This window comes from Mycetohabitans endofungorum, from assembly GCF_002927045.1.
Taxonomy (GTDB): domain Bacteria; phylum Pseudomonadota; class Gammaproteobacteria; order Burkholderiales; family Burkholderiaceae; genus Mycetohabitans; species Mycetohabitans endofungorum.
Window position 1 is genome coordinate 16,884 of record NZ_PRDW01000015.1, and the last position, 14,469, is coordinate 31,352.

General features: G+C 65.5%; 16 protein-coding genes. 12 read left to right on the plus strand and 4 right to left on the minus strand.

Annotation, left to right across the window (positions count from 1 at the left end; all coding sequences use genetic code 11):
* Positions 1-9: 9 nt before the first annotated feature.
* Both gspE and gspF read left to right on the plus strand, forming a co-directional pair.
* Complete coding sequence (gene gspE, locus B0O95_RS13180) at positions 10-1,500, plus strand: type II secretion system ATPase GspE (RefSeq protein WP_104078293.1); 1,491 nt, start codon at positions 10-12, stop codon at positions 1,498-1,500.
* A 12-nt stretch (positions 1,501-1,512) separates the two neighbouring features.
* Positions 1,513-2,730, plus strand: coding sequence for a type II secretion system inner membrane protein GspF (gene gspF / locus B0O95_RS13185; RefSeq protein WP_104078294.1), 1,218 nt, complete (start codon positions 1,513-1,515; stop codon positions 2,728-2,730).
* A 38-nt stretch (positions 2,731-2,768) separates the two neighbouring features.
* Here the strand turns inward: gspF and B0O95_RS13190 are convergent, their stop codons facing one another.
* On the minus strand, positions 2,769-3,200 hold the full coding sequence (locus B0O95_RS13190) for a general secretion pathway protein GspC (RefSeq protein WP_104078295.1): 432 nt from the start codon (positions 3,198-3,200) through the stop codon (positions 2,769-2,771).
* 237 nt (positions 3,201-3,437) lie between these two features.
* On the opposite strand from B0O95_RS13190, the gene gspG reads away from it, so the two are divergent.
* The 9 genes from gspG (at position 3,438) to B0O95_RS13235 (ending at position 11,036) form a co-directional block, all read left to right on the plus strand.
* A complete protein-coding gene (gspG, locus tag B0O95_RS13195) occupies positions 3,438-3,902 on the plus strand; it encodes a type II secretion system major pseudopilin GspG (protein WP_104078296.1) in 465 nt (154 codons plus the stop codon).
* A 22-nt stretch (positions 3,903-3,924) separates the two neighbouring features.
* Complete coding sequence (locus B0O95_RS13200) at positions 3,925-4,461, plus strand: GspH/FimT family pseudopilin (RefSeq protein ID WP_370641713.1); 537 nt, start codon at positions 3,925-3,927, stop codon at positions 4,459-4,461.
* Positions 4,433-4,843, plus strand: a complete 411-nt coding sequence (gene gspI, locus B0O95_RS13205) for a type II secretion system minor pseudopilin GspI (protein WP_104078298.1) — start codon at positions 4,433-4,435, stop codon at positions 4,841-4,843. Before B0O95_RS13200 ends, gspI begins: the two co-directional genes overlap by 29 nt.
* Positions 4,821-5,480 carry a PulJ/GspJ family protein gene (locus tag B0O95_RS13210; RefSeq protein WP_104078299.1) on the plus strand — a complete coding sequence of 220 codons (660 nt, stop codon included), beginning with the start codon at positions 4,821-4,823 and terminating at the stop codon, positions 5,478-5,480. Before gspI ends, B0O95_RS13210 begins: the two co-directional genes overlap by 23 nt.
* Positions 5,477-6,610, plus strand: a complete 1,134-nt coding sequence (gspK, locus tag B0O95_RS13215; protein WP_199180520.1) for a type II secretion system minor pseudopilin GspK — start codon at positions 5,477-5,479, stop codon at positions 6,608-6,610. Before B0O95_RS13210 ends, gspK begins: the two co-directional genes overlap by 4 nt.
* 67 nt (positions 6,611-6,677) lie before the next feature.
* Positions 6,678-8,099: a type II secretion system protein GspL gene (gene gspL / locus B0O95_RS13220; protein ID WP_104078300.1), complete on the plus strand. Its 1,422-nt coding sequence runs from the start codon at positions 6,678-6,680 to the stop codon at positions 8,097-8,099.
* A complete protein-coding gene (gene gspM / locus B0O95_RS13225; protein ID WP_104078301.1) occupies positions 8,075-8,605 on the plus strand; it encodes a type II secretion system protein GspM in 531 nt (176 codons plus the stop codon). The genes gspL and gspM overlap by 25 nt, the downstream gene beginning before the upstream one ends.
* A gap of 16 nt (positions 8,606-8,621) precedes the next feature.
* Positions 8,622-9,401: a type II secretion system protein N gene (locus B0O95_RS13230; protein WP_104078302.1), complete on the plus strand. Its 780-nt coding sequence runs from the start codon at positions 8,622-8,624 to the stop codon at positions 9,399-9,401.
* 90 nt (positions 9,402-9,491) lie between these two features.
* Positions 9,492-11,036 carry an efflux transporter outer membrane subunit gene (locus tag B0O95_RS13235; protein WP_104078303.1) on the plus strand — a complete coding sequence of 515 codons (1,545 nt, stop codon included), beginning with the start codon at positions 9,492-9,494 and terminating at the stop codon, positions 11,034-11,036.
* A gap of 96 nt (positions 11,037-11,132) precedes the next feature.
* Here B0O95_RS13235 and B0O95_RS13240 read toward each other — a convergent pair whose 3' ends face one another.
* Positions 11,133-11,501 carry a hypothetical protein gene (locus B0O95_RS13240; RefSeq protein ID WP_146064079.1) on the minus strand — a complete coding sequence of 123 codons (369 nt, stop codon included), beginning with the start codon at positions 11,499-11,501 and terminating at the stop codon, positions 11,133-11,135.
* A gap of 200 nt (positions 11,502-11,701) precedes the next feature.
* Between B0O95_RS13240 and B0O95_RS13245 the strand changes: the two genes are divergently transcribed.
* Positions 11,702-12,466: a phytanoyl-CoA dioxygenase family protein gene (locus B0O95_RS13245; RefSeq protein WP_104078305.1), complete on the plus strand. Its 765-nt coding sequence runs from the start codon at positions 11,702-11,704 to the stop codon at positions 12,464-12,466.
* Positions 12,467-12,543: 77 nt separating this feature from the next.
* On the opposite strand, the gene B0O95_RS13250 is transcribed toward B0O95_RS13245, so the two are convergent.
* Positions 12,544-12,747: a DUF3185 family protein gene (locus B0O95_RS13250; protein WP_041753951.1), complete on the minus strand. Its 204-nt coding sequence runs from the start codon at positions 12,745-12,747 to the stop codon at positions 12,544-12,546.
* A 187-nt stretch (positions 12,748-12,934) separates the two neighbouring features.
* Positions 12,935-14,371 carry an MATE family efflux transporter gene (locus tag B0O95_RS13255; RefSeq protein ID WP_370641714.1) on the minus strand — a complete coding sequence of 479 codons (1,437 nt, stop codon included), beginning with the start codon at positions 14,369-14,371 and terminating at the stop codon, positions 12,935-12,937.
* Between the last annotated feature and the right edge of the window lie 98 nt (positions 14,372-14,469).

The following is a 14,469-nucleotide window of genomic DNA, read 5'->3' on the forward strand; positions in this document are numbered from 1 at the left end:
GGTCCGTCGATGCGTACCGTGACTGCTTCGAACGAAACCGTTGCCGGCCGCGAGTCGCCGTCGCCGTTGGCTGCGCGGCTGCTGCCTTACGCGTTCTCGCGCAGCGGCCAGATCCTGATCGCGCACCAGCACGCCAGCGGACTGGATGTCTGGATCAGTGAGCGCACCAGTGCCGCGGCGCTGGCTGAGGTGGCGCGCAACTTCGGCGCGCTGACGCTGACCCGCTTGCCGTCAGACGAATTGACGCAGGCGATCAACAACGCGTACGCGCGGCAGGACGGTAGCGCCGCGCAAGTGGTTGGCGAGGTCGAGGGCGAAGTCGATTTGTCCAGGCTGATGCAGGACATTCCGGAGGTCGAGGATCTGCTCGAGTCCGAGGACGACGCGCCGATTATCCGGATGATCAATGCGCTGCTCACGCAGGCTGCCCGCGAAGGCGCGTCGGATATCCACATCGAGCCGTTTGAGAACACGTCAGTCGTGCGCTTTCGTGTGGACGGCACGTTGCGCGACGTGGTGCGGCCAAAAAAGGCGCTGCATGGCGCGCTGATCTCGCGCATCAAGATCATGGCGCAACTGGACATCGCCGAAAAGCGCCTCCCCCAGGACGGACGCATCACGTTGCGCGTCGGCGGGCGTCCGGTCGATGTTCGGGTATCGACGTTGCCCACCGGTCACGGCGAGCGCGCGGTGTTGCGGCTGCTCGAGAAGGATGCGCAACGACTGAACTTGGAGCGGCTCGGAATGGGCCCCGATACGCTTGCGCAATTTGACAAGCTGATTGGACGCCCGCACGGCATCGTGCTGGTGACCGGCCCGACCGGCTCGGGCAAGACCACGACGTTGTACGCGGCGCTGTCGCGGCTGGAGACCGAGACGTCAAACATCATGACGGTCGAGGATCCGATTGAGTACGACTTGTCCGGCATTGGGCAGACGCAGGTCAACGATCGCATCGGGATGAATTTTGCCCGCGCGCTGCGCTCAATCCTGCGCCAGGACCCGGACATCATCATGATTGGGGAAATCCGTGACCTGGAGACGGCGCAGATCGCGGTGCAGGCGTCGCTGACCGGGCACCTGGTGCTGGCCACGTTGCACACCAACGATGCGGCATCCGCGGTGACGCGGCTCACCGACATGGGCGTGGAGCCCTATCTGCTCGCGTCGAGCCTGTTGGGCGTGCTTGCGCAACGTCTGGTGCGCCAGTTGTGTCCGGTATGCAAACGACAGAGCGTCGAGGACGGCCGCGTGCAGTGGCATCCAGTCGGCTGTGCCAAGTGTGGCCACTGCGGCTATAGCGGCCGCCGCGGCGTGTATGAATTGTTGCTGATCGATGACGCGATCCGCACGCTGATTCACCGTAATGCATCGGATGCCGAACTGCTCCAGCGCGCACGCGCGAGCGGCATGCGTACCTTGCGCGAGGATGCGCAGCGCTGGCTCGACACCGGCGTGACCTCGCTCGAGGAAGTGCTGCGTGTGACCGGCGGGGAATAACACAGACCGCCTATGCCCGCTTTCCGATTCGAGGCGATCGACGCCACAGGCAAGTCTCAACGCGGCGTCGTCGAGGCCGACAGCGCGCGTGCCGCGCGTGCGCAGCTGCGCACGCAAGGGCTGACACCACTGCTGGTCGAGGCCGCCGGCAGCCGCGCACGCGGCGAGCGCAGCCAGCGGTTGGGGTTCGGCCGCAAGCTGTCGCAGCGCGAGCAGGCACTGTTTACGCGGCAGCTGGCCAGCCTGTTGATCGCCGGGCTGCCGCTGGACGAGGCGCTCGGCGTGCTGACGGACCAGGCCGAGCGCGAGTACATCCGCGAGTTAATTGCGGCAATCCGTGCCGAAGTGCTTGGCGGTCAGTCGCTGGCCGGCGCGCTGGCGCAGCATCCGCGCGATTTCCCGGATATCTATCGTGCGCTGGTGTCGGCCGGCGAGCATACCGGCAAGCTCGGGCTCGTGCTGTCCCGGCTGGCCGACTATATAGAACAGCGCAACGCGCTGCGCTCGAAGATCCAACTCGCCTTCACATACCCTGCCATTGTCACACTGGTGGCGTTCGGCATTGTGACGTTTCTGCTCAGCTACGTGGTGCCACAAGTGGTCAGCGTGTTCGCGAGCACGAAACAGCAATTGCCACTGCTAACGGTGATGATGATGTCGCTGTCCTCGTTCGTGCGGCACGGCTGGTGGGCGATTCTGTTGACCGTGGTGGTCACGATCTGGCTCGTGCGTCGCATCCTGCAGCAAAGCGGGCCGCGCCTGGCGTTCGATCGCTGGCTACTCGGCGCACCGCTCGCCGGCAAGCTGGTGCGCGGCTACAACACGGTGCGCTTCGCATCGACGCTCGGGATCCTGACCGCCGCCGGCGTGCCAATCCTGCGCGCGCTTCAGGCCGCCGGGGAAACATTGAACAACCGTGCTATGCGCGCGCTGGTGGACGAGGCGATCGTGCGCGTGCGCGAGGGAACCTCTTTGTCACGCGCGTTGGGTAACACGCGCACCTTTCCGCCGGTGCTGGTGCATCTGATTCGCTCCGGCGAGGCGACGGGTGACATGACGTCGATGCTCGATCGCGCATCGGAAGGTGAGGCGCTGGAACTGGAGCGGCGCACGATGTTCTTGACCAGCTTGCTGGAACCGCTGTTGATCCTCGCGATGGGCGGGGTGGTACTGGTGATCGTGTTGGCGGTGATGCTGCCGATCATTGAGCTGAACAACATGGTGGGTTGAGCGTCGCGGCGCAGCGGTGGTCGCGCTGCGCCCGGGGTTCAGCGCATGTAGATCGTTGGTTGGCCTTGTGCGTTGGGCGGCAGAAAGATTTCCGAGCGCCCGCCATTGCGTTCGACGACGATCGAGCGCTGCCGCACGGCGACGAGCTTCACACCCCGCGCAATCGGGCTGTTTAGCGATATCGCGCGGGCCGGGTCGGCGCCGTACGACACGATCGCGGCCGCGCCGTCGGCCAGCGCGAGGATGCCGGACAGATGGATATCGGCCGCGCGCGTGTCACCGGCGTGCGAGCCGAACAGGGTTTGAGCCGCGTCGATGGTGACCGGCAGACGGCCCGGCGCGGCGGCCGGAAGCGGTGCGGTGTCGTGGGAGCCGAGTGTGACGACCCAGTAAGTGACGGTCGCGCACAGCACGGCGAACAAGGCGAGCGATGCAAGCCGCACCGCAAGGCGTTGAGTCAGAAAGTTCATGATAGATATTGTACGAGCTTATATGACATTGAGAAGAGTGCATGGCGCCGGATTACAGCAGACGGCATGGCGAGCGCGTGCGTCATGGCGCCACGGGGGAGCGCAAAACGGCGGCCGTGCGGACCGGCCGCCCGGACAGCGGCTTAAAATGGTTGCGGCACGGGGCTGGTCGATGAGCGCCGATGCACCGGCGCGTCACGACGGCTTTTTTCAGTCAATTCGAGTAACGAGGTAGGAATGCAATACGCAAGACCAACGATTCGCCGCCAAGCCGGCACGCCGGCGCACCGCCAGCGTGGTTTTACGCTGATTGAAATCATGGTCGTGATCGCGATCCTTGGGATCCTGGCCGCCCTGGTAGTGCCCAAGATCATGAGTCGTCCCGATCAGGCACGCCGCGTGGCGGCGGGCCAGGACATTCATACGATCATGGATGCGCTAAAGCTGTACCGGCTCGACAACGGCCGGTATCCGACACAGGAGCAAGGTTTGCATGCGTTGATCCAGAAGCCGTCGACGGATCCAGTACCAAACAATTGGAAGGAAGGGGGTTACCTCGAGAAGCTGCCGAATGATCCCTGGGGTAACCCGTACCAGTACCTGAACCCGGGCGTGCACGGCGAAATCGACGTGTTCAGCTATGGTGCCGATGGTAAGCCAGGCGGCGAGGGCAACGACGCCGACATCGGCTCGTGGCAGTAGGGCGCGAGCCAGCGCGCAGGCCATGGCCCGCGTGATGGGCGTGGCGATGATCGCCCGTGGCGCCGCGGCGCGCGGCGCTGGCTGCGTGCAGCCGTGCCGAGGCGCGCGCGGAGCGGCCGGCTTCACGCTGCTGGAAATGCTGGTGGTGCTGGTGATCGCGGGCATCTTGGTATCGATGGCGACGCTGACGATGACGCGCAATCCGCGCACGGATCTGAACGAGCAAGCGCAGCGTCTGGCGTTGCTGTTCGAGTCGGCCGGCGACGAGGCGCAGGTGCGTTCCCAGCCGATCGCCTGGGTGCCGGTGGCAGGCGGCTATCGCTTCGAGGTGCGTACCGCGGATGGCTGGCGTGTACTGCGTGACGACCTGCTTGCGCCGCGTCGCTGGGACACGGAAGTGACTGGGGTGGCGATACATTATCCAGGGTCGGACGAGACGGCCAGCCGGATCGTGTTCGGGCTGGAGAGCATTGACACGCCGGTGCAGGTCACGCTTTATTCGGCGATCGGTCAGGTCAGCATCGCCGGCAATGGCAATGGCCGCTTCGAGGTGCATTGAGATGAGGCGCGGCACACGCGGTTTCACGATGATCGAGGTGCTGGTTGCGTTGGCAATCATCGCGATCGCGCTTGCTGCATCGTTGCGTGCGGTCGGCGTGCTGGCCGTCAATAGCAGCGAGTTGAACAAGCGCATGTATGCGGGTTGGAGTGCAGACAACGAACTAGCCAGGTTGCATTTGACGAAGGCGTGGCCCGATATCGGCTCGCGCACGTTTGACTGTTCGCAGGGCAACCTCGCGTTGAGTTGTACGGAGCGGGTATCGGCCACCCCGAATCCGATCTTCCGGCGCGTTGAGGTGTTTGTCGCTACCCCGGGGCAGCCGGGCTACCTGGTGCAAATGGTTACGGTCATCGCCAATGAAACCGGCCGCTCGCTCTGACCAGCAGCGTGGCTTCACGCTGATCGAACTGCTGGTCGCGATTGCGATCCTGGCGGTGATCGCCGTGCTGTCGTGGCGCGGGCTGGATTCGATCACGCGCAGTCGCGAGGCGATCAGCCGCTCAATGGAGGACGAGCGCGTCCTGGCGCAGCTGTTCGATCAGATGCGCGCGGACGCTCGACAGGCGGCCACCGATGACCAGGCGGGCGCCGCGGCGGTGGCGATCGGTCATGGCGAGCTGCGCATCGTGCGCCTGCTGTTCGCCCAGGACAGTGCGCCGCGGTTGCAAGTGGTGCGTTACCGGCTCGACAATGGGCGGATCATCCGTCTCGCGTCGCCGCCGATCGCCACGCGGGGACAATTGCGCAGTGCGCTGCGCGGCGGCTTGGATGGCTGGAGCGAGGTGTCGCTGATCGGTGGTGTCGGCGCGATGCGCATGCGTCTGTTTGTGCCGCAAGTCGGTTGGACCCGTTCCATGGCCGACGTCGACGCGACCATCGCGAAGAGCATGAACAACCTAAGGGTACCCGGCTTGAACGCCGCGCCGCTGCTGCGCGCGGCCACAGGGCTGGAGGTGACGCTGCGCGCGCCGCAGGTCAGCGCGCCGCTCACGCGCGTCCTGTTGATCGGGGAATGATGATGTGCGCCCATCGCCGTCCAGATCTTCTGCGTTGCGCCCGGCCGCCACGGCGCACGCGCGCCGAGCGCGGCGCCGCGATCGTCACGGCGCTGTTCGTGGTCGTGCTCGCGGCCATGCTGGTCTCCGGAATGCTGTGGCGACAGCAGGTGCAGATCCGGCGGATCGAGAACCAGCGGTTGCTGGCACAGGCGCGCTGGATTTCGCGCGGGGCGACCGATTGGACGCGGCTGATCCTGCGCAGTGAGGGCGACACCACGCCGGGTTTCACGTACCTGGGTGGTGTCTGGGGCGTGCCCATCGCACGCACGCGCCTGTCCGACTTTCTCGGCCAGATCGGCGAGGTACGTGCCGAGGAAGGGGCCGCAACGTACCTGTCCGGTTCGATCGAGGACGCGCAGGCGCGTTTTAACTTGCGTAACCTGGCCACCATTCCACGCCCCGGTGTCATCGCGGTCGATTCGAACCAACTGCTGGCGTTCCAGCGACTGCTGTCGTCGCTGGGATTGGATGGACAATTGGCCGGCCGTGTCGCCAGTGCGGTGCGCGACAGCCTGGCGGGCTCCGCGACGCGCTTTCAGACGAATGCACAGGCGTCGCTTGGCGCGAGTGGCGCGCCCGTTCAACAGGCAGCGGCCGGCTCGGCGATCGGCGGCGAGTTTACCGACAAGCCGGGACTCGAAGGCGGCGACGATGCGTCCGCGCGCCGGCCGATCCAGATGGTTGATGCAACCGCGCTGCTGGATGTGGCCGGTTTCACGCCGGAGATGGTCGCGCGCCTTAAGCCGTTTGTGATCGTGCTGCCAACCAGCACGGTGCTCAACATGAATACCGCCAACGCCGAAGTGATCGCCGCCACTATACCGGGTATGTCGATCGGTGCGGCGCAAGCGCTGGTGGCGCGCCGCAGCACGGTGTTCTTTCGCAATACGGGCGACGTGCAGCTCGCGTTACAGGCGGCTGGCATCCCTGCGGTGGAGAGGAACCTGAACACAATCGGCGTCGACACGAACTACTTTATCGTGCATGGCAAAGTCCAGCATGAGCGCGCCGAATTGATCCGTACGACTTTGATATACCGCGACGCGTTGACTAAGACCACGCGCGTCGTCAGTGTGAGGGACGAGTGATGCGCCAGCCTCGCGTCGCGCTTCCTTGCCTTGCAATTCAACCCCGTCATCGAACGAGGACTGCTTCTTGACCACGCTGATCGTCCAACTGCCGCCGCGCGACCCGGCGGTGCCGTCGCAGGAATGGCAACTGCCGGATCTGCCGTTCTTGCTGCTCGACAAGCAAGGCCGGACCCAACGCGCCGGCCGCGCGTCGCTGGCGTTGCTGCCGCGCGCCACCCGTACCGTGCTGATACTGGCCGCGCGCGACCTGCTGATGCTGGCCGCGACAGTTCCGCCGCTCAAGGGCCCGCGCTTGCGCCAGGCACTGCCCAATGTCATCGAGGATCACCTGATCCAGGATGCGCAGACCTGCCACATCGCGCTCGATCCGGCCGGGCCGATCGACGGCAAGCGCGTGGTCGCCGCGATTGACCGCGGCTGGTTCCGCTTCATCTGTCATGCGTTTCGCAGCGCTGGCCATACATCGCTGCGTGCGGTGCCGGTCACGCGATGCCTGCCGCAACCGGGCGCCGTGCAGCACGCACTGGACGAGGTTGACTCGCAGACTGCCGCCGGCGCGGCACTGCCCCGGGTCGCGGCTGACGGCGGCGCGGGTCTGTCTAATGCTGAGGCGGGTGATGAGGCCGGCGTTCCTGCGCATTTGCCGATCGTCGCCGCAATCCTCGGCGATGTCGTGCGCACGAAGCCGGCCACGCTGCTCGGCGAACCGGGTGAGCTGGCTGGCGCGTTTGGACCGCATTGGGAGCTGGCGCTGGCGCGCGGTGCGCTTGGCGAGGGTTTTGCGGTGCCGGTCGATGCGCTGGAGCCGACGCTTGCTGCCCTGGCCGCCGATGCGCCGGTTACCCTCTATCGGCTCACCGGGGTGCCGGGCAGCGAGCTGCACGCCAGCCGTGACGGCAATGACGCGGCGCCGGCCACGCATATTGAGGCCTTGCCGCTGACGTTCGAGACGCTGGCACACAACGCGCTGGCGCAGGACTTCGACCTATGCCAGTTCGAGTTCGCGCCGCAATTGTGGAACCTGTCCGGCGCCACGCTCGCGCGCTGGCGCTTGCCAATCGCGCTCGCGCTCGCGTCGATCGTCGCCGCGGTGATTGGCGTGAACGTGCAATGGCTGATGTTGGCGCGGCAGTGTGATGCAATCAATACACAGATGACTGAGTTGTTGCTCAGCGCCTTTCCGAAAACTACGGTCGTGCTCGATCCGGCCGATCAGATGACGCGGCAACTGGACCAGTTGCGGCTGGCTGTCGGCGAGCCGGCGCCAGACGATTTCCTGTCGCTGGCCGATGCGCTTGCCCGCTCGCTGGGGCCAGTGCCGTCCAATACGATCGCGCAGCTGGACTATCGCAACCGCGCGCTGGAGGTGACGTTCAAGCCGTCGGTCGTCGTCGACAACGGGCTCACACGACGCCTGGCCCGCAATGGCGTAGCCGGCGAGGTGGATACTAGCACCGGCAAATGGACGATCAGGAGTGCACGATGAAAGGGAAAAGCGCCGTAGCGACGGCTCTGGGCGATTTTTGGGGCGAGCGTGCGCCGCGCGAGAAGAAGTTGATCACGATTGGCGGCGCCGTGCTGGCACTGGTCGTGCTGTATTCGGTGGCGTTGGGCCCCGCACTGAGTGGCCGCGCAAAGCTGCGCGCTGACTTGCCCGCAATGCAGCGTCGCCTGGCGCAGATGACGGCCGACGCGAACGAGGCCCACTCGCTCGCCGCGCAGGCGCAGGGCCGCGCGCCCACCGGCAATGCGCTTAAGGAGGCGTTGGCCGCGTCGCTCGCGCAACGTGGATTGGCGGCGACGCAGTTGAACGTGGCCGGCCCTAACGTCCAGCTTCAATTAAAGAACGCGCAGTTCGGCAGTTGGGTTGCATGGCTGGACGACGTGCGCCGGCAGTTCAAGGTTAAGGCTTCGCAGGTGCATGTCAGTGCATTGAAGGACGACGGCCAAGTGGACGTCACCGCGACGCTGCAGCCGGCTAATATGAAATGATCCGACGAGACCCACGATGACTTTTTTCTGGCGCCGGATCGCGCGCGCGTTGCCTTGGATCGTCGCGGGCGGCTTGGCGATGCTCATTACGCTGTTATGCATCGCGCCCGCCGCGTGGATCACGCCGCAGTTCGGGCGGGCCACCGGCGGACGTGTGAACTTGGTGGATCCGGCCGGCTCGCTGTGGCACGGGTCAGCCACGCTGCTGCTGGCTCCCGGCAACGATCGCGCCAATTCGACGCTGCTGCCCGGTCGGGTCGAATGGCACACCGCCTTTTGGCCGCTGTTCGGCGGCCGCTTGCACATGACGCTGCAGCATACCGAAGCAATGCACCAGCCGGTCACGCTGGACGCGTCGCGCAGCCAGGCTGTGCTCGGCGCCGGTTCGCTGACGTTGCCCGCCACGTTGCTCGAAGGGCTGGGCGCACCGTTCAATACGTTGGATTTGCAAGGTGACGTGCGGTTGTCCTGGACCGACATGCGCGTGCTGAACCAGCAGGCGTATGGACAGCTCACTGTGCTGCTGACCGATATGGCCTCGCGCATATCGCCGGTCCGGCCACTCGGCAGCTATCGTGCCACGTTGCTTGCGCAAGGCTCGGCGGCGGCGCTGCAACTGGCGACGCTGAGCGGCCCGCTGCAACTGGACGGCGTCGGGCAGTGGCAGCAAGGGCGCTTCTCGTTCAATGGCGCCGCCCGTTCAACGAGCGAGGCCCGCGGCAGTCTGGCCGGGCTGTTGAACCTGCTGGGTCGCCGCATCGATGACGCGACATACGCAATCACCCTTGCGCGCTGAAACCTAGGCAGGTAGGTCAATGCAGCGGGAAAACATTGCGCGGCAGGCTGTTCAACGGGCCGAGCGCCGCGTCCGATTACAGGAATTTCAATGCATTTGGATTTTTGCGATTTTCCGGCGGCACAACGCGGTGCCGCCGCGCCTGGCCGCACCTCTGTTTTACGCTATGCGCTGGCGTCCGCACTACTGCTCAGCGGCTGCGCGGTGGGTCCCGACTACACGCGTCCGGGCGTCATGGTACCGGCGAGTTTCAAGGAGGCCGCGCCCGGCTGGAAAGTGGCGCAACCAGCCGATCAGCAGGACCGTGGCAATTGGTGGGCCGTCTATCGCGATACGCAATTGGACGCGTTGATGGACCGGCTCAATGCCGCAAACCAGACCGTCGCGCAGTTCGCCGCGGCGTACCGGCAGGCGCGCGCGCTGACTGCCGAGGCGCGCGCAAGCTGGTTCCCGACCCTCAGCGGATCGGCCTCCGGCAGCCGTGCCGGATCGGGCAGCGCGTCGCGCGGCACGACGACAAGCGGGGTGGCGACCGGCGGCTCGCGCGTATCGAACAACTTCAGCGCGTCGCTGGACGCATCATGGGAGGCGGACCTGTGGGGTGGGATTGCCCGTGCAGTGGCGTCGCAGAAGGCCGGGCAGCAGGCGGCTGCGGCCAATCTCGCCAATGCGCGACTGTCCGCACAGGCGACATTGGTGCAGAATTATTACCTGCTGCGCACGTCGGACGCACAACAAAAGATATTTGACGAGACCGTGGCCGCGTATCAGCGCACGCTCGAGTTGACCCAAAACCAATACAGGCAAGGTATCGTGCCGCGCTCGGACGTGATTCAGGCGCAAACACAATTGCAGTCGGCGCAATCCGCCGCGCTCGGCAACGGTATCGCCCGGGCACAATATGAGCACGCGATCGCTGTGCTGGTCGGCGAGCCCGCCTCGACATTCTCGCTGCCACCCGCACCGCTTGACGTGACCCCGCCGGCGATCCCGGTATCGTTGCCCAGCGCGCTGCTCGAGCGCCGCCCGGATGTCGCATCCGCCGAGCGCAAGGCTGCCGCGGCTAACGAGCAGATCGGCGTGGCGACGGCCGCGTTCTTCCCCTCGCTGACGTTGTCGGCACAAGGGGGATTCTCCAGTTCGGTGCTGGCGCAGTTGCTGCGGGCGCCGTCGCGGTTCTGGTCACTTGGCCCGGAGCTGGCCGCGACGATCTTCGATGCAGGCTTGCGCAGCGCGAAAGTCGACGCGGCACGTGCCGCATACGACGAGCAAGTCGCGGTGTACCGGCAGACCGTGCTGGCGGCGCTCCAGGATGTCGAGGACAACCTGACTTCGTTGCGGATCCTGGAGCAGCAGATCGTGCTGCAGCAAGCCAGCGTCGATTCGGCCCAGCAGGCGCTGGACATCGTGCTCAACCAATACAAGGCCGGCACCGCCGCGTACCTGTCGGTGCTCACCGCACAGGCGAGCCTGCTGTCCGCGCGGCAGACGTTGCAGTCGCTGGCTGGCCAGCGCATGACCGCGTCGGTCGGACTGATCAAGGCACTCGGCGGTGGCTGGGACGTTGCGCGACTAGGTATCGGAACCGGCTCGGTGGCGGCGCCGACCGCTGCTTCCGAGGTCTGCGGCAGCTGATGCCGGCACGGCTCGACTGCAGGTAGGCGTTGCCGGCGGACACGGCGCGTGCATCGCGCGCCGCCGGCGTGGCACTGGTGTTCGGGTCGGCACTGTTCAGCGGGTGCCGAAATACGGCGACCAGGGGCCGGACGGGGGGGCATGGCGGCGCGGCGCGCGCACCAGACGAAGGTGGGGCGTTTGGCGCGGATGGCGCAGCGCCCGCGCCGGCGCGACGCGCACCGAGCGGCCCAGCGAGGCACGCCAGATGCTGTGCAGACGCAGATGGACGAGCGAGTGCGCCCACGCGCGTACGCTGCTGCTGCTCCAGCGCTGCGCGATATCGTGCGACAAACGCGCGGCCAGCGCGCGTGTGCGCGCGACGTGATGACGCAGTGAACGCGCGGCGCGCCGTTGCGCGATACGCGTGATGTGAGCGGCACGCCAGACGGTGACGGACATGCGTTTGGACAAACGGGCTGACATGATCATTAACTCGAGATTGAAAGCGCCGAAGCGCCATTTTGCAGCGGTAACGGGCTCAGCGTACACCCGAAATGGCTTACCTAACAGTGACACGGACCACGCCGCCGCGTGCGGGTTCAAGGGTAAAAAAAGGGTTGGAAGCGTGCCACGCGTACTGCACGTAAAATCGTTGAAATCGAAATCATTGAACCGGATATGCGATGGCGGAGCATTTCTCAAAGAGAGGGCAGGTCGAGTTGCTGAGGCAGCACGGTTTTGTCGTCGTGCCCGGATTGTTGCCGGCCGAGCGTTGCGAGGCGATCAAGCAGGCGGCGCGTACCGAGCTTGCGCCGCCGCAGGGGCCGGTCGAATTTGAGGCGGATCTACGCTATCCTGGCGCACCGCAATCGCATGCCGCGCCCGGCGGCAATACGGTACGCCGTTTGCTGGACGCCTACGCGCGCAATGCACTGTATCGACAGTGGGCCACGTCAACGGCAATCCGCAACTGGATGGAATTGTATTTTGGCGAGCACGTGGCGCTTTCGCGCGCGCATCATAATTGCATGATGACCAAGCACCCGACATACGGCAGTCTGACGGGCTGGCACCGCGACGTCCGGTATTGGGCATTCGAGCGCGAGGACCTTGTATCGGTGTGGCTCGCGCTCGGTACGGAGACCGTGGAAAACGGCGCGCTGTGGTTCGTGCCCGGATCACACGCGGTGGATTTTGCCCCGGAGCGTTTTGACAAAGCGAAGTTCTTCCGCGCGGACGTGCCCGAGAATGCAGCGTTGATCAGCACGGCGGTTTCCCCGGTGCTGAATCCGGGCGACGTAGTGTTCTTTCACTGCAACACATTGCATTCGGCGGGCAAGAACCTGACTGACGACGTCAAGTTCTCGCTGGTCTTCACCTACCATGGCGTCAGTAACGCACCGGTGCCGGGCACGCGCTCGGCGGCCAAGCCGGAAGTGCCGCTGTGAGCGCTGACGGGCGGTGGGCACGCGTGGCAACCGGACCGGGTGCGCCGCCGTGTGCTCACGCGCAGGACCTGCGTGCTTTAACGCCGCGAGCTGAGCGCGAGGCCGACGATGCCGGCAACCAATGCCACCGCGCCGGCGGCGAGCAGCGTGATGGTGCGCTCGGTCGGCGTGCCGGTGAACAGGCGCGACACGTCATTGCTGAATGAGTGCAGTGATGTACCGCCGAAATACAGCAGCACGATACCGCCGACAATCAGCGCGATCGATACAGCGTTGCCCATGAAAGTGTCCTCCGTTGTTGTGTGATGCTCGTCGAGCGTGACCTGATTATCGCCGACGCACCGTGCGCCGCGGCGCACTGGATCGTTTGATTGCGTATAGCCCTAGGACTTTTCGCATAAGTTGCCAAGCTGCCGTGCAACGCTATTGGTCCGGCACTGCAGTGCCGGCCGTGCGGCCGCCGCGGTCTCATGCTATCGGCCTGTCGATCGGGCTGTGGCGCCATTTTGGCGATATCCCGCCCAACTGCGCGCCGATACGCGGCAACACGCACGCCAGCGTGATACCGCGCGCCGCCATGAACAGCAGCAGTGACGCCCATAGCCCATCGTTGCCGAACGGGCCGGGCAGCGTCACCGTGCCCAGTATGAATACGGCGAGTGATATTGCCATGGCCCACATAAGGTCCCGCGTGCGCGTCGCGCCAATGAACACGCCATCGAATAGGAAACCCCAGACGGAGATCACCGGTAGCGCCGCGGCCCACGGTAGAAAGCGCACGGCCGTATCGCGGACCGCATGCTGATCGGTCAGGCAACCGATGATCCATGCGCCGCCGCTCGCGTAGACCAGCGAAAAAACCAGTGCGCCGAGTCCGCCCCACATCATCGTGGTCCGCACGGCCTGACGGAAGGCATCGCGTTGGCGCGCGCCGATGGCGGCTCCAACCAGTGTCTCGGCGGCATGGGCGAATCCGTCGAGCGCATAGGCCATGAAGGTTTGGAAGTTCAGCAACAGTGCGTTGGCCGCCAGCACCAGGTCGCCCTGCGCCGCGCCGGCGTGCGCGAACCAGCCGAAACATGTCAGCAGGCACAGCGTACGCACGAAGAGGTCGCGATTGAGCGCAACCAATCGCCGCAGCGCGCCGGTATCCAGAAGCGTGGCCCAGCGTAATGGCGGCAGCGCGCGTGGCCGCTGTCGCCACAGCAGCCACGCGCCCAGCGCGAAGCCGCACGCGTCGGCCGTCGCGGTAGCCGCACCGATACCGGCGATGCTCCAGTCGAAAACATAGACGTACAGCAGTACCGCCGCCACATTGACGGCATTGATCAACAGTTGAATGAACAACGCGATGCGCACACGCTGGCAGCCCAGCAGGAAACCCAGTATCACGTAGTTGCACAGCGCCAGTGGGGCGGCCCAGATCCGTGCGTGGCAATAGTCGCTCGCGTACTGCTGCAGTGCGTTGCTGCCGCCGATGAGGCGCAACGCGGCACTGATCAATGGCGTGCGCGACGCGAGCACGACTAGGCCAATCACGATCGCCAGTGCCGATGCGCGCAGCAGCGTCGCGCGCAACGCGACGGTGTCGCGTGCGCCGAATGCCTGCGCCGTGAGCCCGGTAGTGCCCATGCGAAGGAAGCCGAAGCCCCAGAAAACGAAATTGAAGAACAGGCCGGCGGCGGCGACCGCCCCCAGATACGCTGGGTCCGGCAGGTGGCCCGCGACGGCCGTGTCCACCGCGCCGAGGATCGGCTGGGTTAGATTTGCCAGGATGATCGGTATTGCCAGCGCGAGCACGCGGCGATGCCACCGAGCAGCGCTGATCGGCGTATTGGGCAGGGACGCGGACAGCGGTTGGCACGGCGGCAAGCGGTCGTTGGATTCGTTCGTGGACAGCGCCATGTTGAGCAAGGCCGTCATTATGACGGGGAAGGCTTGGAGCGACGGATTCGTGCCCTGCGCGTGGCAGCGACATAAAAAAAAAGCCCGCTCATCAAGCG